The organism is Desulfonatronum sp. SC1 (assembly GCF_003046795.1).
Lineage (GTDB): Bacteria > Desulfobacterota > Desulfovibrionia > Desulfovibrionales > Desulfonatronaceae > Desulfonatronum.
Map to the genome: position 1 here is coordinate 258,201 of NZ_PZKN01000001.1, position 18,484 is coordinate 276,684.

Sequence of the window (18,484 nt, forward strand, 5' to 3'; positions counted from 1 at the left end):
TGATGAACAACATCGTGATCTCCCGGTTCGTCGCGATCCGGTTTATCCCTTTAATTCTTCCCGGCATATTCGCGTGGAGGTTTTCCCATGCCCCAAATCAAGCAGGCCAAACTGGTCGACGATCCTCTCTGGTACAAGGACGCCATTATCTACGAAGTCCACATCAAGGCGTTTTTCGACAGCAACTCAGACGGAATCGGCGACTTGCCGGGATTGACCCAGAAGCTGGACTATCTGGCTGATTTGGGGATCACGGCCATCTGGCTGCTGCCCTTCTATCCCTCCCCGTTGCGCGACGACGGCTACGACATTGCCGACTATTTCAGCGTTCATCCCCAGTACGGGACCATCAAGGACTTCAAAATCTTTCTGCGCGAGGCGCACAAGCGCGGCCTGCGGGTGATCACGGAGTTGGTGCTCAACCACACTTCCGATCAGCACCCATGGTTCCAGCGGGCACGTAATTCTCCGCCCGGCTCCTCTTGGCGCAATTTTTACGTCTGGAGCGATACGCCGGACAAGTACCAGGACGCCCGGATCATCTTCAAGGATTTCGAGACGTCCAACTGGTCCTGGGACCCGGTGGCTAAATCCTACTACTGGCACCGCTTCTACTCCCATCAGCCGGACTTGAATTTCGACAACCCTCAGGTGGGCAAGGCCCTGTTCCGGGTGATCGATTACTGGCTGAAGATGGGCGTGGACGGGATGCGACTGGACGCCGTGCCCTATCTGTTCGAGCGCGAGGGAACCAACTGTGAAAATTTGCCCGAAACGCACCAGTATCTGCGGGACCTGAGGGCGCACATCGACGTCAAGTACCCCAACCGGATGCTCTTGGCAGAGGCCAATCAGTGGCCCGAGGACGCTTGCGCCTATTTCGGGGAAGGCGATTCCTGTCAGATGGCCTTTCACTTCCCGTTGATGCCCCGGCTGTTCATGGCCCTACACATGGAGGAGTCCCATCCGATCATCGATATTTTCGAGCAGACCCCGGACATCCCGGACAACTGTCAATGGGCCTTTTTCCTGCGCAATCACGATGAATTGACCCTGGAAATGGTCACCGACGAAGAACGGGACTACATGTACCGGATGTACGCCCGGGATCCCAGGGCGCGGATCAACCTGGGCATCCGCCGCAGACTGGCGCCGCTGCTGGAGAACGACCGCAAGAAGATCAATCTGCTCAACGCTATTCTTTTCGCCATGCCCGGTTCCGTCGTTCTCTATTACGGAGATGAGTTGGGCATGGGCGACAACTACTACCTGGGGGATCGGGACGGGGTGCGCACGCCCATGCAGTGGAGTTCGGACCGCAACGCCGGCTTTTCCCGAGCCAACCCCCAGCGTCTCTACCTGCCGGTGGTCATCGACCCGGAGTACCATTTCGAGGCCATCAACGTGGAGACCCAGGCCCAGAACCAGGCCTCGCTGCTGTGGTGGAACAAGCGGTTCATCTCTATGTACAAGCGGTTCCGGGCCTTCGGGCGGGGGGACATGGAGTTTCTGCGCCCGGATAATCCCAAGGTCCTGGCTTTTTTGCGCCGCCATGAGGGTGAACATCTCCTGGTCGTGGCCAACCTTTCCCGGCATTGTCAGTCCGTGGATCTGGACCTGGGGGCCTATAAAGATTGGATTCCCGAAGAGGTCTTCAGCCGCAACCGCTTCCGTCCGGTCGTGGAGGGCGGCTATACGCTGACCCTGGGGTCCTACGGCTACTACTTCTTCCAGATGATTCGGGCCGAGCAGCTCGGGCTGGGCGGAGAGGTCCAGGATCTGCCCCTGCTGACCATCCGTTCCGCGGAGCAGGACGTCTGGAACGGGGAGGTGGGAGAGCGGCTGGAAAAGGACATTCTGCCCAGATTTTTACCTAAACGCCGCTGGTTTCGAGGCAAGGCGCGCACGATTCAGCAGGTGGCCATCGAAGACGTCCTGGAGTTCAACCACTCCGACCAGGCTTCCCTGGTCCTGATTCTGAACGTGGACTATGTGGAGGGAGCGGAAGAGCGGTACGTTTTGCCACTGACCTTGTCCTGGGGCGAGGACGCGCGAGACATTGTCGCCGAGGAAACAGCGCACGTGCTCAGTCGGATCGTCAGAAGCACCCGCCATGGAGAGGAGCAGGGCGTGCTGTTCGAGGCCGTGCATGCCCCGGACTTCGGTAAGCGCCTGCTCAAGTTTTTGAGCAAGCGGCAGCACCTTCGAGGGCGTCAGGGCGAGCTGCATGCCTGGCCCGGCCGGGAACTGCGCCAGCGCGATATTTTACGCTTGGAGCCGCGGCTGTTGCGCTCCGAGCAGAGCAACTCATCCATGACCTACGGTTCCGAACTGATCCTGAAAATCTACCGTCGGCTGGAGCAAGGGCCTCAGCCGGAACTGGAACTGTGCCGCTTTCTCACTGAGCGGACCTCGTTCCGGAACATTCCGCTCTATGCCGGCTCCTTGACCTATCATCAAGCCGGGGCCGAGGATTCGGTTTTTGGGGTGCTTCAGCAGTTCGTTCCCAGCCTTGGGGACGCCTGGAGCTACAGCCAGGACGCTCTGGAACGGTACGTGGAAGCGGTATTGTCCCTGGGGGCGGAGTCGGCGGCCCCGGAGTGTCCGTGCGGGTACTGGGAAGCAGCCCATGGCAGCACTCCGGAGGCGGTGACCGACTTGGTCGGTCCGTTCCTGGAAATGATCGCCCTGTTGGGCAGACGAACCGCGGAGCTGCACATCGCCTTGGCCTCGCGGTCAGATGATCCGACCTTCGCTCCGGAACCTTTTTCCTACCTGTACCAACGCTCGGTGTTTCAGAGCCTGCAGAACCAGCTGAAAACGGTCTTTGGCTTGCTGCGCAAGAATCTGAAGCGGCTTGACGAAGAGCAGGGCGTTCTGGCCCGTGAGGTTCTGGAAACGGAAAAAGCCCTCCTGGAGCGGTTCCGGACCATTCATCGGCATAAGATTCAAGCTTCAAAAATCCGGATTCACGGGGACTACCACCTGGCTCAAGCCCTGTACACCGGCAAGGACTTCGTGATCATCGACTTCGAGGGCGAACCGGCTCGGGCCTTGAGCGAACGTCGTCTGAAACGCTCGGCCCTGCGGGACGTGGCCGGGATGCTGCGCTCCTTCGATTATCTGGCCCAGATGGTCCTGCGCGACCAGGTCGCCCTGCGCAAGACCGACGAGGCCGTGCTCGCTCCGTGGATCGCCGCCTGGTCTTCGGCGGTTTCCGGCGTATTTTTGAAGAGCTATCTGGAGCTGGCCCGCGGACACGTTTTTCTCCCGGACAAGGACGAGGAGATCAAAAGCTTGCTGGAGATTTTCGTCCTGGACAAGGCGGTCTACGAGTTGGGCTACGAACTGAACAATCGCCTGGATTGGGTGGATCTCCCGCTCAAAGGCTTGAAAAACCTCATGGAGGTGCCGACATGAACCACGTCATTCCCGGCGTCAGCCTGTTTACGGAAACGGATAGTTATCTCTTCAAGGAAGGCCGGCATTTTAGGCTCTACGACAAGCTCGGCTCCCATCCCATGGAAGTGGACGGCCGTTGGGGAGCCTTGTTCGCGGTCTGGGCTCCCAATGCCGAGCGGGTCAGCGTGATCGGGGACTTCAATGGATGGAACCACGACGCCCACGTGCTGCACCCCCGGTGGGATGGTTCCGGGATCTGGGAGGGGTTCATCCCGGACGTCCATCCTTGGCAGCTTTACAAGTACCACATCCGATCCCGGCACCATCTATACAGCACGGACCGGGCCGACCCCTTCGCCCGGCACACCGAGATTCCTCCGAACACGTCTTCCGTGGTTTGGGATCTGAAGTACCAGTGGCACGACGACCAGTGGATGCGTGAACGCGGGCTGCGCAACGCCCTGCACGCCCCCCAATCCGTCTACGAGGTTCACCTGGGGTCCTGGCAACGGGTGCCTGAGGAGTCCAACCGCTATCTGACCTACCGCGAACTGGCCACCCGGTTGACCAGGTACGTCCGGGATATGGGCTTCACCCACGTGGAATTTCTGCCGGTGATGGAGCATCCCTTCTACGGCTCCTGGGGCTACCAGACCTTGGGGTATTTCGCGCCGACCTCCCGGTTCGGTCCACCCCAGGACTTCATGTACCTCGTGGACCAGCTCCACCAGAACGGAATCGGCGTGATCCTGGACTGGGTGCCTTCTCATTTTCCGGGGGACGGACACGGCTTGGCCTATTTTGACGGCACCCATCTTTTTGAACATTCCGATCCCCGACAGGGCTACCATCCGGACTGGAATAGTTATATCTTCAACTACGGACGCAATGAAGTGCGTTCCTTCCTGATCAGTTCGGCCCTGTTCTGGCTGGACAAGTATCATATTGACGGCCTGCGGGTGGATGCCGTGGCCTCCATGCTCTACCTGGACTACTCCCGTGAGAATGGAGAATGGATTCCCAACCAATACGGCGGGCGGGAAAACATCGAGGCCATCGAGTTTCTGCGCGCCCTGAACGAGGCCGTGTACACCAACTTCCCGGATACCCAGACTGCTGCGGAGGAATCCACGGCCTGGCCCATGGTCTCTCGGCCCACGGATGTCGGCGGGTTGGGGTTTGGCATGAAATGGAATATGGGTTGGATGCACGACACCCTGGACTATCTATCCCTGGACCCGGTGCATCGCAGGCATCATCACAACCAGTTGACCTTCAGCATCTGGTATTCTTTTGCCGAGAATTTCGTCCTGCCCATGTCCCACGACGAAGTGGTCTACGGGAAGGGATCGCTGCTGAACAAAATGCCTGGGGATGATTGGCAAAAACGAGCCAACCTGCGGCTCTTGTTCGGGTACATGTTCGGTCATCCCGGCAAGAAGCTGCTGTTCATGGGCGCGGAGTTTGGGCAGTGGTCCGAATGGGCCCACGAGCAGAGCTTACAGTGGCATTTGCTGCACCAGCCGGAACACGAGGGCTTGCGGCGTTGGGTGCAGGACTTGAATCATCTTTACCGGGCCGAACCGGCCTTGTATGAACTGGATTTCGACCAGAACGGGTTTTCCTGGGTGGATTGCAACGACGCGGATCAGAGCGTGATCAGCTTCCTGCGCCGAGGTGCCTGCACCCAGGATCTGATCCTGGTGGTGGCCAACTTTACCCCGGTACCCCGTGAAAATTACCGGGTCGGGGTGCCGCGGGGCGGGTTCTGGCGGGAGATCATGAACAGCGACGCTCAGGAATACGGAGGCGGCGGCATGGGCAACATGGGCGGCGTGGAAGCCTCACCCCTGCCCAGCCATGGCCAGTATTCCTCCCTGGCTTTGACGTTGCCGCCGCTGGGCGTGATGTTTTTCAAGAGCGACGGTCCCGACGACGGGGACGTGGTGTGCCGGAACGAACTTTACGCCGAAATTCCCGAGTCGCCCACCGTGGATTTTTTTCTCAAGAAGCTGAGCTGACCAGATGATAGGACATCGATCCAGCGGCATCCTGCTGCATGTCACTTCCCTGCCCTCGCGGTACGGCGTGGGTGATCTGGGGCCGGAGGCCCGGAAGTTCGTGGACTTTCTGGCGGCCTCTGGACAGCGCTACTGGCAGATGCTGCCCTTGAACCCCACGTCTCCGGTTCACGGCAACTCGCCCTACAGCAGCGACTCGGCCTTTGCCGGAAATCCTCTGCTGGTCAGTCCGGAGCGCATGGTCCAGGACGGCTTGCTTCGCCAAGAGGATTTGCGGAACATCGCCGACGTCCCGGTGGACCGGGTCAAGTACGCCAAGGCCCATGAGATTCGGGAGGCGTTGCTGGCCAAGGCCTTTGCCGATGCGGGGGCGCGACCCGAAATCCAACAGGCCATGACCGCGTTTCGCGTCGAGCATGGCGCGTGGCTGGATGATTTTGCCCTGTTCCGAGCCCTGAAGGCCCACTTTCAGGGCCGTCCCTGGACGGCCTGGCCCGAAGAGGCGCGATACCGGGATGCCTCGGCATTGGACGCCTATCGGAAAACGCTTCACAACGAGATCGACCTGTTCTGTTTCCAGCAGTTTGTTTTTTTTCGCCAGTGGCGGGCCTTGCGGGCCTATTGCCGCGACAGAAGCGTGGAGTTGATCGGCGACGTGCCGATCTACGTGAACGAGGACAGCGTGGACGTCTGGGCCAACCCGGAGTTGTTCAAGCTCGACGACCGGCTCCGTCCCAGGGTTCGAGCCGGAGTGCCTCCAGACTACTTTAGCGAGACCGGCCAGCTCTGGGGCAACCCGGTGTACGATTGGGAACGGATGGAGCAGGAAGGTTTTGCCTGGTGGGTGCAGCGCATCCGGCACAACGTGGAGTTGTTCGACCTTGTTCGCCTGGACCATTTCCGGGGCTTCGTGGCTTGCTGGGAGGTTCCGGCGGGGCACGAGACCGCCATGCACGGTCAGTGGTCCGAGGTTCCGGCTGAGGCCTTTTTTCGGACCCTTGCCAAAGCCTTTGATCCAATGCCGCTGATCGCCGAGGACCTGGGAACCATCGATGACGCTGTGCGCGACGTGATGCGTGATTTCAAGCTGCCGGGGATGAAGATCCTGCTTTTCGCTTACGGTCCGGACTTGCCCACGAATCCGTATGCTCCGCACAACCATGTGCAAAACTGCTACGTCTATACCGGTACCCACGACAACAACACGGTGCGCGGCTGGTTCGAGGAAGAGGCCGATCTGGAGACCCTGGCCCGGGTGGACGAGTATCTCGGTTTTCCCTGTACTTCGGAAACAGTGGCCGCCGCCTTCGTGCGCATGGGCATGCAGTCCGTGGCGGACGTGGCCGTTTTTCCGCTGCAAGACATTCTGGGGCTGGGGGCCAAGGCCAAGATGAACGTGCCCGGCGTGGCCAACGGCAACTGGTCCTGGCGGATGGCTCCGGATGTGTTGAACGACCTGGGAGGCGAGGCCCGAAAAAGGCTTCTGAACATAACGACCTTATGTGGAAGAGGTGCCACATCCCGATGAAGTACATTTCCTGTCTGATCGCGCTTTGCGTTTTGCTCTGGAACGCCTCTCCTCTGCTCTCAGCCCCTTCCGATCTGGAGACGGCCCAGGAGTTTTTGGCCGAAGGGCGCATTCCGGACGCTTATCAATCCATCCAGAGCCACCTTCGACTCCATCCCGGCGATCCTCGGGGGGCTTTCCTGAAAGCAGTTGCCCTGGAGCGCCTGGGACGGTTTTCCGAGGCCATGGACGTATACCGCGACCTGATCGAACGTCATCCGGAGTTGCCCGAACCCTATAACAACTTAGCCGGCCTGCTGGCGGCCGCGGGGCGTTTCGACGAAGCCAAGGCAACGCTGCAAGCCGCCCTGGAGACGCATCCCAGCTATGCCACGGCCCACCAGAATCTGAGTCGGATTTATTCGGCCATGGCCAGTAGCGCGTACCGTCGGGTTCTGGGCAAGGACGACGAGCGGATTCTCGTGCACCTCGATCCATTGGAAGAGCTTTCCGGCACGCCCGCTGGCCCTCTCCCCGCGGTGAGCGTGTACGTTGCCTCCGTTGCTCCTCGCGGTCCCGATTCAGAGGCGGAATCGGCCCGTGATCCCCAGACTCCCGCGGCTCCTGAACCTTCTTCGGAGCCGATCGCGGCCGCACCGGAACCCAGCCCGCAGCCCGCCCTTCGATCGCCGGAGGAGCCAATTGTCGAACCGGCTCCCGGGCCGATTTCGGAACCCGTCATTGAACCGGCACCCGAACCGACACCCAAGCCGATACCCGAACCGGTCACGCCCCAGCCCGCTCCTCCGGAACAGGTCATCGTTCCGAGCCCTGAACCCACTCCTTCTCCAACTGCTCCCGAGCCTCCGGTTGTGGCCCCTCCCACGCCACCTGAAATCACCGAGCCTCGACTGAGCCCTGATACCGTCAAGGCAGCCATCACCGACGTGGTGTTGAACTGGGCCAAAGCCTGGGAGAGCCAGAACGTGGAGGCGTATCTCTCCTTTTACAGCGGGAACTTTCGACCCGAAGGCGGGCTCGGCCTCGCGCAATGGCGGGAGCAGCGCCGGACTCGTGTAGCCGCGCCGCCCTTTATTAACGTGACACTTTCCAACATCGTCGTCACCATCCTGGACGAAAGCACGGCCCAGGTTCGCTTTTCCCAGCGCTACCGATCCAATGTGATCAACGACCAAGTGCCCAAAGAGCTCCAACTGCGCAAGGAAGACAGCCAGTGGAGGATCGCTCGGGAGCGCTTGCTGCCGCGATCGTGAGGTCATGGACCTTGAAAAGGAATAGAAAAAAACTCATGGCCGCGCAAGGGACCGATTTTTTCGTTAATGATCATGCCCGGCGAGCCGTTCGCCGCGGGGTTATGCTCCTGGTTCTTGTCTGTTGCCTGCCGTTCTTTTCCGAACGGTCGGTCGAAGCGAACGTGGAAGAATTCTTGGCCAAGGGCCATGGCTTGAGCATAAGCCGAGAACCCGAGGTGTTTCTGCTCAACGCCTTGGAGAACGTGCAACGTGAACGTCTGGATCAGGCCCAGATTTTGCTGGAGGATCTGATTCGGGACAATCCGGATTTTCGTCTGGCCCATCTTGTCTATGCCGATGTTTTGGCGGCCCGGGCCGGGACGTTACGCGGACTCGGGGCGGGGGTGGTTCCGGACGAGGAACTGGCTGGGCTGGAGGACGAAGTCCGAAGGCGATGGTTATATTATCAGCAACGGCCTAACGGCGCGTTGTTACCGTCCAGCTTGGTCGCCCTGGGGGAGAGCGAACCGTATGCCCTGGTCGTGGATCTGGAACTGTCCCGGATGTATGTCTTGGCAAACACGCGCGGCGGGTTGCGCATCGTGGACGACTATTACGTGTCCGGAGGCAAGGAAGGTCCGGAGAAGCACCGGGAAGGCGACCGACGGACGCCGCTGGGTGTGTATTTCATTCAGGAACACATTCCAGGCAACCGGCTTCCCAGTCTTTACGGCTGGGGAGCCTTCACCCTGGACTACCCAAATCCGCTGGACCGCCGCCTGGGCAAGACGGGGCACGGGATTTGGCTGCATGGAAACCCCACGGGGACCTTCAGCAGGCCGCCTCAGGACAGCGACGGTTGCGTGACCATGCACAACAAGGACCTGGAAGCCCTGGCCCCATTGCTAGGTCACGGCAATGTTCCCGTGATCATCGCGCGCCAAGTTGATTGGGCGGATCCGGGAGACTTGGCCATGACCCGCGAGGAAAAGTTCGGCATGCTGGAGGCGTGGCGTTTGGATTGGGAAAGCTTGGACTCTGATGCGTATTTGAAGCATTACTCGCGGGAGTTTCGTAGCGGGTCTCAGAATTACTCCGCCTGGGCACGGCACAAGCGGCGGGTCAACGCCGGGAAAGAAGAAATCCGGGTCCAACTGGCCAATGTCAACCTGTTCGCATACCCCGAAGCTCCGGGTATCATGGTGGCCACCTTTACCCAGGACTACTGGAGCGACAATTATCAGTCCACATCCCGCAAGCGCCAGTTTTGGAAGCACGAAGCCGACGGCCAGTGGCGGATCATCTACGAAGGAACGTACTGAGCAGGGATTGATTGTCGCAATTTAAAGTATATCAGGTGGTTCTGGGTCTAAAGTTTTTCAGACTTCCGCCGATAAAGGTCATGAGGAGTAATCCGTCGTGACCATTAAACCGTTCCAAGTTCAAAACATGCTCCGCGGCTATGACCGGCACCTGGATCAGGGCCGACGAATGGCGCGGTATCGTATGCTGCTCCAGCGGTCCTCGCCGGGGGACATGGTCATCCTGTCCCAGGATGCCCGCCGCAGGCAGCTGGTGGAGAAAATCGCCACCGAGATCATGGACAGCCTGATGGTTTCCGGAAGCAACAACCCCGTGGTACTGGACATCAAAGAAGATCTGCAAAGGGAGTTCGGCTTTGAAATGGAATTCCGGTATCTTCCCCTGGAGCCCGAGATGCAGATTCTGCGTAAGGACGGCGAAGAGTTGATCGAGGTCATCGGCGAGGAGAAGACCACCATTCTTGAACGTTTCTGGCGCATTACCCTGGAAAAGGTCAACGAGACGATGCTGTAGCGGGCCAAGTCCACATGCTCGCACCTAAAGCTCGGCAGGATTTTGCCGATATACGGTTAGAGAGCAAGGAGGCAGAATTATGGAAATCAAAAAGCTCATAGATACCTTTCGGCCCGCGGATAATCGGGAAGTGGGGAACAAGCCGGCTCGTGGCGGATCCACTTCAGGAACCTCGACTCAACAGAGCGACAGAGTCACTCTTTCCGCCGGGGCCCAGACTTTGCGAGCCGCCATGACCGCCGCCCAGGCGAGTTCCGGGGTGCGTACGGAGCGGGTGGAACAACTCCGGAGTCAGGTGGAGACCAATACCTACCAGATGAATAGCCGCAAGACCGCCGAAAAAATGATTGAGCAGGAACGCGGTGAATGGGAGCGCTCGATTTGACGCCTGCCGCTTATGACGGCTCACATGGCGGGCCTTCGCCTGTTTGACCTCCCCCAGCCAGATGTAGCCTGGGAGGGTGACGCAACAGGTTCTGCGGAACCTGCATCCCTCTGCGCAAGCGAATGTTGATGACCAGGGGGCCGACCAGGTTCAGCACCGCGTCTTCCGGCTTGCCCGGAGGGATGGTCACGGTGACCAGGACCACGGCCTCGCGAATGTTCTTCAAGCGCAACAGGTCCTGCTCCGCCGTACTGATCTTTATCCGATAATCCGGCACGTACACGTAGGGGTCGGCGACCATTAGCCCAAGTTGCGGGTCCGTGCAGCTCTGTAACAGGAAGAAGGCCGAATCCTCCCGCAACCGGACCAGCGCGAAATCCCGTTGCGCTTCAAAACCCACCAATCCCTTGGGAAAAAGGATCAAGCGATCCTGTTCCACATGCAGCGGCCCGACCCGCGAATGAATCACTCTTTCTTTTTTCTGGACCATAGTTCCGTCGCCATGAAAAAGTCCTGCTCCGTGGCCTGAGCGGCCATCAGATTCTCTTCCTTGATTCGCAAATAGACCTCCTCCCGGTGTACGGTCAGATCCCTGGGGATGTCGAACCCCAACTTGACCTGATTGCCCTGGACCTTGAGCACGGTGACCTTGATATCATCACCCAGGTACAGACTTTCCCCTGCCTTCCGGGTCAAAATGAGCATGGTTCGTCGATCCGCGTCATGATGCCTACATGAAATTGACCAGGCTCATTCGCATGATTGTGGTGGAGGATTTCAACACGGCCTCGTAGGTGATCTGCTGCATGTGCATCTGGGTCATCAACTCGGCAATGTCCACGTCTTCGATGCTGCTTTTGCGTTCAGTCGCATTCAACTGCAATCCGTACAGGATGTTGTTCGTGATATCCAACCGATTCCGCCGCGCTCCGACCCCGGCAAGATAGGTGGAGATGTGACTCTGCACGTCGGTCAGGTCGTCCAGGGCCTCCTGAGCACCTTGCTGGGTGTTCGTCTCCAGATACCCGATCAGTTTGCCGACGGTTTCAAAAAGATTGTTGGACAGCTTGCCGCGCAGCTCCACCGGCTGACTGTTGTACAGCCCGCCGAATACATCTTTGCCGATATTGTTGATTTGGATGGTTTCGTTCTGGGATATCTCGACATGCATCAGGGCACGGTTGGGGCGGATGACGAATTGATCGCCCGGGACGGGATTGGTGGCGAGGTTCAAAAAACCACCGGGAACCGGTAAGGACGGGGTACCTACTGGAGCCGTATTCCCCTCCGTCCAGCTACGCCCTCCGTCAGTGCTGTAGGAGAAGCCGATGTTCGTACCGTCATTCGAGTCGATGCGAATATTGACGTTTGTTTTGAAGACCCCGGCTGCCTCCGGATTGAGCCCCGGGGTGGAACCGAAATGTTCCACCGCGATGCTGTTTTCGTCATCCCCCTGATAAACTGCCGTTGGTCGAACCCAGAGCCAAGAACCGGATGTGTCGTTGTCATCATTAGCGATATCAGTGGCGACTACATTTGCAGTATTGTTAACCGTAACCCGAACACCTCCCATGAGAAGAACCTGTGTGTTCAATGGCGGAGCTGGATCGTACGTGCCATTGTTCCAGGATTTCCCTCCGTCGTTGGAATACCTGAAGGCTGGTGGTGGCGCAGAGGAGAGGCCTCCATCATCAAGAAATTGAACAAGTACGGTCCCCGATGTGCCTCCTTCCACGCTCAGAATATTTCCATCCAGTGTTCCATTCCCGTTGCTTTGCGCGAACAAAGCTTCCCGAAACGCTGCCGTGTCGGTTTTATGGCCGGAGTAGATGTATTTGCCTTCATATGATGCGTTGGAAAGTGTGATCAGTTGGCTGTAAAGCTGGCGGGCCTCAAAGGAGATCTGTTCCCGGTTGTCCGCCGACAACGTGCCCGTCGCGGCTTGTTGGGCAAGCTCCTTGAGTCGGGTAATGACCACGTTGACCTGAATCAGGTTTTCATCGGCCAGGCTGTTCCAGCCCTGGGCCGTGTCAATGTTTTTCCGATACTGGGCCATGGAGGCCATGGAATCCCGGTAAGAGAGTACCCGGGACATGCCGATAGGATCATCCGAGGGACGGTTGATCTTTTTCTGGCTGGAAGCCTGCAGGTTCAGCTCGACCAGGCTCGAAAGCGACCGGTTCATGTAGCTGAGCACGTTTGCGTAGATATTTCGATGGCTGACACGCATGAGGCTTTGCTCCTTGCCGACGTTACGTCTACTTCATGGCTAAGATGGTCTGAAACATCTGGTCCGCCGTGGAGATGAGCTTGGCAGCGGCGCTATAGGAATGCTGAAATTTGATCAGGCTGCTCATTTCCTCGTCCAGATTCACGCCGGAAATTTCTTCCTGACGGTTTCGCAGATCGTCGGACAGGGCCTTGTTGAAACTATAGTTAAAACTGGCGTTGCTCGTGGCCGCCCCGACATCGCCGACCAGGGAACCGTAAAAACTTTGCAGGGTTTGCGAGGTTTTTCCCTGGAAGGTTGTTCTGAAATTGACTTTTTCGTACTGAAGGGCCGCGATGGCCTTGGCCGTTTCATTGTCTCCGTTGTTGATTTCCCCGGCGCCATTGACGTGCCCGACATTGATCAGCGAAAGATTATTGAAAACATCCTGGTTTATGCTTAAGCCGCGCGCGTCCGTACCGTCAAAGAACGTGTTGATGCCTAGGGCCGCCAGGAGGCCGGTGGAGTCGGAGCCGAAGGCGAAGGAATTGCCGTTAGTAGCCGTAATCCATAAACGGTTGTCGACAATTTCAGCATCAATTCCCGTCAATCCGTCGAATGCAGCCTCAACGTCTGCGAGGTTGTGGGTAGCGGGGTCGAAGTTGGGAGGTGAAGCGCCCCCTGCAAAGGTGAGCTGTTGGGGCAAAGGTACTCCCGCCGAGTCATAAACCCAAACGGTTAAATTGCCTTGCTGAAGCTTATCTCCATAAAACAAACCAGAAGACAAACTGCTCAAAGGCTCTGTTTGATTTGAAACCCCATGCGTTCCCAACACTTGTCCAAATTTTTCCAGCCCAGCCCCTTGGCTGTGTATCCGGTTCACTTCCCAGGCCATGGTTGAGGCGAGCGTATCCAGTTTTTCCCGGAAGTTGCCGATATAGTCGTCTCGGAAATTGAAGTAGCCGGTCAGGGAACCGCCGGTGATTCTTCGGCGGTTGTCCTCCCCGTTGAAATGGATCTGGGGAGTGATGTTCATTTTTGAAGACGTATTTTCGTACCAATACAATCCGCTTTTGGGCACGATGGTGAACTTGTCCCCAGCGCTTAAATCTCCGGCATCAAACCAAATATCAAGGCCTTCGATGGTTACCTTGTTTGTTTGCAGTTGAGTGGTGAACTCTCGTTGAACTCCATTGTCATCCTTGAGCCAAGTGACTCCACCATCCAGCGAGACCCTGTAAGTGGCACCGCCATCAGCATTACCGCCACTCAGTACTTCAACAAGGTATTCACGTTCTGAGGTGCCAGAAAATTGAATATTATTCGTTCCGGTGTATGAAGAACCTACAGCAAGAGATTTAAATGCTTGCGCCCCCTCAAACTTCAACTCAAAGAAATTTTGCCCGTCCACCAACGTATGCCCTGCCGTGGTCATGACGAAGAATTCGCCGTTGCCCTTGTCCTGGGTCTGGATGTCCAGGAGGCCGGCGAGTTCGCGGACCATGGAGTCGCGTTTGTCCAGGAGAGCGTTGGCGTTGTTCTGTCCGGGGATGTCGTGGACCGTGATCTTGCTGTTAATCACGGCTATTTCCCGGAGCAATTCGTTGGCCCGGTTCACGTCCTGCCGGATGAAGTCGTCCATCTGGCGCTGGAACAGACCCAGGTCGCGTTCCAATTGATTGATGATCTGGGTCATGTTTTGGGCCGTGCTGGTGAGCTGGCCGCGAGAGGCCATGTCGTCCGGGCGCAGGGAGACGTTCTGCCAGTCCGCCCAAAACTTGGCCATCACGTCGTTCAGGCCGTCGCCGATGGACTCGTTGAACAGCAGCTCCACCTGACGCAGGTTCGCGTGCAGGGAATTCCAGCGGTGCATGGTGGAGGACTTGTCCAGGTACTGGCGCTCGATGAAGTAGTCGTAATGGCGGATGACTTCCTTGGCGGTCACGCCCGTTCCGATTTGCCCTGGGCGATAATCGATGCTCGGGTTTTCCTCCAGACGAACGGTACGCCGACTGTAACCCGGGGTATTCACGTTGGCGATGTTCTCGCCGGTGACGTGAATGGCGGCCTGGAAGGCCAGGAGCGCGCCCTTGCCGGTGTTCAGGAGTGAGTTGACGCCTACGGTCATGGGAAGATCCTACAGTCTGCCCTTGAGCAGGGCGCCAGTGTCGCCAGGGTGCAGCCATCTGCCGCGCTGGGAATAGGTGTGTCCGTTCTTGGGCCGGATTTCGTTGGTCAGGTAATCCAGGAGGGCCTGGTTCTGGTCCATCAGGCCGCGGGTGGTCACGGCATTCTGGGCGGCTTTCCGGGCGCAGTCCTGCTCCTGGACGTCGATTTGGCGGAGGGTGTCCCGGACTTGGTCTCGGATGGATTCGTCGAGGATCAGCGGCAGGTCACGAATGCCCGGCAGGGCAGGGTCGATCTGATGGATGGCGCACTTGAGTTCGCGGCGTTCGTCGGCGATCTGGCGTAGCAGTTCCTGGATGGAAAATTCCACTGAGGCCACGGCTTGGGGATCGCTCTTGCTCAGGTGCTGAAACTCCTCGTCCAGGAGGTGGGACAGGAGAAAGAGCGCCTGTTTTTGACGATGCAGATTTTGCAGTATGGCTCGGGACATGATCGACCTCGCAGGGTTGAATGCAAATTTTTCCGGGGGGGCCGGCATACCCTCGATATATACAAAAATTAGGCCGAATCCTGTTTACCGATGTGCAACCCGGCCTCCAGACGATCCCGGATCTGTTTTGGATTCCAGGCCGTGGCCCCCTGGCGGACCTCGAAGTGCAGGTGGGGGCCGGTGGAGCGGCCGGTGGAGCCCACTGTGGCGATCTGCTGTCCGGCCTGGACCTTGTCCCCGACCTTGACGGAGTTTTGGTCGTTGTGGGCGTAATAGGAGCGCCATCCTCCGGAATGTTCCAGGACTACCATGTTTCCGTATCCGCCGCGTTGGCCCACGAAGACCACCCGGCCGTCCCAGGCCGCGCCGATGGGCGCTCCTTTGGGGGCGACCATGTCCACGCCGGAGTGCCAGGCTTGCTCTCCGGTAAAGGGATCCCGACGCCAGCCGAACCCAGAGCTGACCCGGCCTTCAAGGGGCCATTGCATGGGGGGCAGGATCGGAGAGGGCGAATCGATGTTCCCGATTGGGCTCGGGTCGTTTACAGACCCAGGGTGCTCGGGGACCACACCGCCGCGTTCCTCAATGGAACGGGCAAGGGAGCGAACCATGCTCATGGTGCTGGTTGTCCCGGGGATGCTTACGGCGTCGAAGGAGGAGGCTTGGGCGCGGCCCGGGGGAGTCGCGAACGGCCCTTGGGATGCGGCCACTTGGGGATAGGTTGCGGCCAGGGAGGCTTCCGGATCGTCTTCCGAGGCGGTGATGTCGGTGGTGGAATTCGGGGTTGGCGCAAGAATGGTCAAGGGCATGGGCTTGCCCACCGGGTCGCTGTCCCTGGTGGCCTGAACCTGGGTTTGTCGAAGTTGCTCGAAGATCATGTCCCCCAGGCCGATGCCGCCGCTTCGGGACAGGACAGAGGCCATTTCCATGTCGAAATGGGACTGCCAGAATTCTTCGCCCTTGCCCCGTAGCGGGTCGTGATGCGGGACCGTGGCCCGCATCTGCTTGATCAACTGGTGCAGAAACATGGCTTCGAAGTCCTGGCTGGCCTCCCGCAGTTTGCTCTCGTGCTTCGCGTCAGCCGTGCTTTGCTGGTCGCCATGGGGGGCGTTCATCTGGGCAGCCTCGGGGGACGCTCCGGAGCGCAGTCCACGGAGAGCGTCGAAACGCCGGTGAACATCGTTTTGCCCGTGACCGAGCAGCAGGGTGTTCGTATCCGGCAGGCTGATCATTTAGATTACCTCCACGTCCGCGTGCAGCGCTCCGGCCGACTTCAGGGTGCGCAGGATGGAGATCAGGTCGCGGGGGGTCGCGCCGATGGCGTTGAGACCATTAACCAAGTCTTGCAGGGTGGCGCCTTCCAGCAGGGTCAGGCGGCGGTCTTCCTCGCGAATGCCCAACTCAGTGCGCGGAACCACGGCGGTCTGACCCAGGGAAAAGGGCTGAGGCTGGACCACCTCCGGACGCTCAGCCACGACGATGTGCAGATTGCCGTGGGCCACGGCGACCTTGGACAGGCGAACGTTCTGGCCCACGACCACGGTGCCGGTCTTTTCATCCACCACGACACGGGCCCGTGAGTCCGGCGTGATGGGCAGGCCCTCCAGAGCCGCGATGAAGGGAACCAGATTGCCCTGGTACATGTCCGGAATGTCCACTTCGATGGTGGAAACGTCCATGGCCCGGGCCAGGGGTGTTCCGAAGTTGGCGTTGATCCGGTCCACCACCTGAACCGCGGTGGAAAAGTCCTTTGTCTGGAGATGCAGAACCACGTTGTGCTGCTCATTGAACTGGAAGGGCACGGAGCGTTCCACCGTGGCCCCGTTGGGGATCAGGCCCACGGTGGTGATGTTTTTCTGGGCCTGGGCCGCTTCGCCACCGGCGCTGAAGCCGCCCAGAAGCAATGGACCCTGGGCCAGGGCGTAGACCTGGCCGTCCACACCGCGCAGCGGAGTCATCAGCAGGACGCCGCCCAGCAGGCTGGATGCATCGCCCACCGAGGATACGGAGATGTCCAGGCTGGACCCGGCTCGGGACGAAACCGGCATCTGGGTGGTGACCATCACCGCCGCCACGTTGCGCACCCGCAGCTTGGAGCGGTCCACCCGGACCCCCATCCGTTCCAGCATGTTGGACATGGACTGGATGGTGAACTCCGCGCCCCGGCGGTCGCCGGTGCCGGACAGGCCGACCACCAGTCCGTAACCCACCAACTGATTGGTACGGTCGCCGGCCACGGTAGCTATATCCTTGATCCGGACGCTGGCCTGGGCGAGGTTGCTTCCCATCAGCGAGAACAAGAAGCCCATGGCGAGAACCAGCATGGCTGAAGTCTTGAAGTTACTCTTCCACATACAATTTTCCTCCAGATTGCCGCCAGGGCAAAGGTCTTGTCTTGCGCGTACCGTGGTCGGAGCCGAAATCTAAATCGAAATCGGGATCTAAATCGAAATAATTTTGATCAAAAAGTACTGCAACAAACCTTGGCAACATCGATTTCGATTGCGATTGCGATTTCGACACTGATTATAAAACTGACGTCGTTTATGTACCCTAAAACGGCCAGACGTTGTCCAGTATCCGAGTCAGCCATCCGGGCCGCTGCTTGTCCGCCAGAACGCCCATGCCGTAGAGTTCGATGGTCGCGTCGGCCATGTGCGTGGAGAGGATGGTGTTGTCCGGGTCGATGTCCGTGGAGCGGACCAGCCCGCGGACCACGATGATCTGGGTTTCGTTGTTCACACGAGTTTCCCGGGCTCCTTCCACCTGCATCAGGCCGTTGGGAAGCATCTTGATCACCCGTGCGCCGACAGTGGCCGTGATGGTGGATTCGCGTTTGGTTTCCCCGTCGCCCTTGAAAGAGTTGGACGTCTTGGCAGCGATCAATTCGCCCTCTCCGAACTGGCCGCGATCAATGCCCAAAACGGGCAAGCCCAGGTTGACCAGCCGCTGGTCCAGCAAATGCTCGATGCCCATGCTGATTGATGAATCCCTGGAGGTGTCCGTGGTGGCCTTGTTCGTGGCCTTGCTTTCCTCCACGATTTTGATCCGGACGATGTCACCCACCCGTCTGGCCCGGTTGTCCGCGAAGAGTAGCTCCGCGCTGGCCGGATTGAACAGTGAACCGGGATTGAGTTCGGCCGGTTGAGGGTAGTCCACGGTTTGGGTCAGGATCGGACTCGGCATGCTTTGGGTCCTGGCCGGGGCACAGGCGAAGCCGTTCAGGGCGAGGACCATTGCCAGGATCATGAGCA

15 protein-coding genes are annotated in these 18,484 nt (G+C 58.9%); 7 read left to right on the plus strand and 8 right to left on the minus strand.

Features of this window, described 5'->3' with window-relative positions; genetic code table 11:
- The first annotated feature begins 87 nt into the window (after nt 1–87).
- The 7 genes from treS to flgM all read left to right on the plus strand — a co-directional run bounded on the left by treS (nt 88) and on the right by flgM (nt 10,404).
- Nucleotides 88–3,420 carry a maltose alpha-D-glucosyltransferase gene (treS, locus tag C6366_RS01180; RefSeq protein ID WP_107735511.1) on the plus strand — a complete coding sequence of 1,111 codons (3,333 nt, stop codon included), beginning with the start codon at nt 88–90 and terminating at the stop codon, nt 3,418–3,420.
- A complete protein-coding gene (glgB, locus tag C6366_RS01185) occupies nt 3,417–5,423 on the plus strand; it encodes a 1,4-alpha-glucan branching protein GlgB (RefSeq protein ID WP_107735512.1) in 2,007 nt (668 codons plus the stop codon). The genes treS and glgB overlap by 4 nt, the downstream gene beginning before the upstream one ends.
- Before the next feature lie 4 nt (nt 5,424–5,427).
- On the plus strand, nt 5,428–6,951 hold the full coding sequence (malQ, locus tag C6366_RS01190) for a 4-alpha-glucanotransferase (RefSeq protein WP_233248351.1): 1,524 nt from the start codon (nt 5,428–5,430) through the stop codon (nt 6,949–6,951).
- Entirely contained in the window at nt 6,948–8,204 is a 1,257-nt protein-coding gene (locus C6366_RS01195; protein WP_158269585.1) for a tetratricopeptide repeat protein, read from the plus strand. Before malQ ends, C6366_RS01195 begins: the two co-directional genes overlap by 4 nt.
- 35 nt (nt 8,205–8,239) lie before the next feature.
- Nucleotides 8,240–9,505, plus strand: coding sequence for a murein L,D-transpeptidase family protein (locus C6366_RS01200; RefSeq protein WP_107735514.1), 1,266 nt, complete (start codon nt 8,240–8,242; stop codon nt 9,503–9,505).
- A 97-nt stretch (nt 9,506–9,602) separates the two neighbouring features.
- Nucleotides 9,603–10,019: a DVU0524 family FlgM-associated protein gene (locus tag C6366_RS01205; RefSeq protein WP_107735515.1), complete on the plus strand. Its 417-nt coding sequence runs from the start codon at nt 9,603–9,605 to the stop codon at nt 10,017–10,019.
- 79 nt (nt 10,020–10,098) lie between these two features.
- Nucleotides 10,099–10,404: a flagellar biosynthesis anti-sigma factor FlgM gene (gene flgM / locus C6366_RS01210; RefSeq protein ID WP_107735516.1), complete on the plus strand. Its 306-nt coding sequence runs from the start codon at nt 10,099–10,101 to the stop codon at nt 10,402–10,404.
- A 10-nt stretch (nt 10,405–10,414) separates the two neighbouring features.
- Here flgM and fliW read toward each other — a convergent pair whose 3' ends face one another.
- The 8 genes from fliW to C6366_RS01250 all read right to left on the minus strand — a co-directional run bounded on the left by fliW (nt 10,415) and on the right by C6366_RS01250 (nt 18,479).
- Entirely contained in the window at nt 10,415–10,894 is a 480-nt protein-coding gene (gene fliW / locus C6366_RS01215; RefSeq protein ID WP_107735517.1) for a flagellar assembly protein FliW, read from the minus strand.
- A complete protein-coding gene (gene csrA / locus C6366_RS01220) occupies nt 10,870–11,109 on the minus strand; it encodes a carbon storage regulator CsrA (protein WP_107735518.1) in 240 nt (79 codons plus the stop codon). Before csrA ends, fliW begins: the two co-directional genes overlap by 25 nt.
- 25 nt (nt 11,110–11,134) lie before the next feature.
- Entirely contained in the window at nt 11,135–12,634 is a 1,500-nt protein-coding gene (gene flgL, locus C6366_RS01225; RefSeq protein ID WP_107735519.1) for a flagellar hook-associated protein FlgL, read from the minus strand.
- A 28-nt stretch (nt 12,635–12,662) separates the two neighbouring features.
- Nucleotides 12,663–14,741, minus strand: coding sequence for a flagellar hook-associated protein FlgK (flgK, locus tag C6366_RS01230; RefSeq protein ID WP_107735520.1), 2,079 nt, complete (start codon nt 14,739–14,741; stop codon nt 12,663–12,665).
- Nucleotides 14,742–14,750: 9 nt separating this feature from the next.
- On the minus strand, nt 14,751–15,230 hold the full coding sequence (locus C6366_RS01235; protein ID WP_158269586.1) for a flagellar protein FlgN: 480 nt from the start codon (nt 15,228–15,230) through the stop codon (nt 14,751–14,753).
- 68 nt (nt 15,231–15,298) lie between these two features.
- On the minus strand, nt 15,299–16,462 hold the full coding sequence (locus C6366_RS01240; RefSeq protein WP_107735522.1) for a peptidoglycan DD-metalloendopeptidase family protein: 1,164 nt from the start codon (nt 16,460–16,462) through the stop codon (nt 15,299–15,301).
- Complete coding sequence (locus C6366_RS01245; protein ID WP_233248354.1) at nt 16,463–17,539, minus strand: flagellar basal body P-ring protein FlgI; 1,077 nt, start codon at nt 17,537–17,539, stop codon at nt 16,463–16,465. It abuts the gene before it with no gap.
- A 244-nt stretch (nt 17,540–17,783) separates the two neighbouring features.
- Nucleotides 17,784–18,479: a flagellar basal body L-ring protein FlgH gene (locus C6366_RS01250; RefSeq protein ID WP_107735563.1), complete on the minus strand. Its 696-nt coding sequence runs from the start codon at nt 18,477–18,479 to the stop codon at nt 17,784–17,786.
- Nucleotides 18,480–18,484 lie beyond the last annotated feature (5 nt).

Bases quoted from the DNA above. Each gene is read 5' to 3' on its own strand.
- treS (WP_107735511.1), top strand. From the start codon at position 88: ATGCCCCAAATCAAGCAGGCCAAACTGGTCGACGATCCTCTCTGGTAC.
- glgB (WP_107735512.1), top strand. From the start codon at position 3,417: ATGAACCACGTCATTCCCGGCGTCAGCCTGTTTACGGAAACGGATAGT.
- malQ (WP_233248351.1), top strand. From the start codon at position 5,428: ATGATAGGACATCGATCCAGCGGCATCCTGCTGCATGTCACTTCCCTG.
- C6366_RS01195 (WP_158269585.1), top strand. From the start codon at position 6,948: ATGAAGTACATTTCCTGTCTGATCGCGCTTTGCGTTTTGCTCTGGAAC.
- C6366_RS01200 (WP_107735514.1), top strand. From the start codon at position 8,240: ATGGCCGCGCAAGGGACCGATTTTTTCGTTAATGATCATGCCCGGCGA.
- flgM (WP_107735516.1), top strand. From the start codon at position 10,099: ATGGAAATCAAAAAGCTCATAGATACCTTTCGGCCCGCGGATAATCGG.
- fliW (WP_107735517.1), bottom strand. From the start codon at position 10,894: ATGGTCCAGAAAAAAGAAAGAGTGATTCATTCGCGGGTCGGGCCGCTG.
- csrA (WP_107735518.1), bottom strand. From the start codon at position 11,109: ATGCTCATTTTGACCCGGAAGGCAGGGGAAAGTCTGTACCTGGGTGAT.
- flgL (WP_107735519.1), bottom strand. From the start codon at position 12,634: ATGCGTGTCAGCCATCGAAATATCTACGCAAACGTGCTCAGCTACATG.
- flgK (WP_107735520.1), bottom strand. From the start codon at position 14,741: ATGACCGTAGGCGTCAACTCACTCCTGAACACCGGCAAGGGCGCGCTC.
- C6366_RS01235 (WP_158269586.1), bottom strand. From the start codon at position 15,230: ATGTCCCGAGCCATACTGCAAAATCTGCATCGTCAAAAACAGGCGCTC.
- C6366_RS01240 (WP_107735522.1), bottom strand. From the start codon at position 16,462: ATGATCAGCCTGCCGGATACGAACACCCTGCTGCTCGGTCACGGGCAA.
- C6366_RS01245 (WP_233248354.1), bottom strand. From the start codon at position 17,539: ATGGGCTTCTTGTTCTCGCTGATGGGAAGCAACCTCGCCCAGGCCAGC.
- C6366_RS01250 (WP_107735563.1), bottom strand. From the start codon at position 18,479: ATGATCCTGGCAATGGTCCTCGCCCTGAACGGCTTCGCCTGTGCCCCG.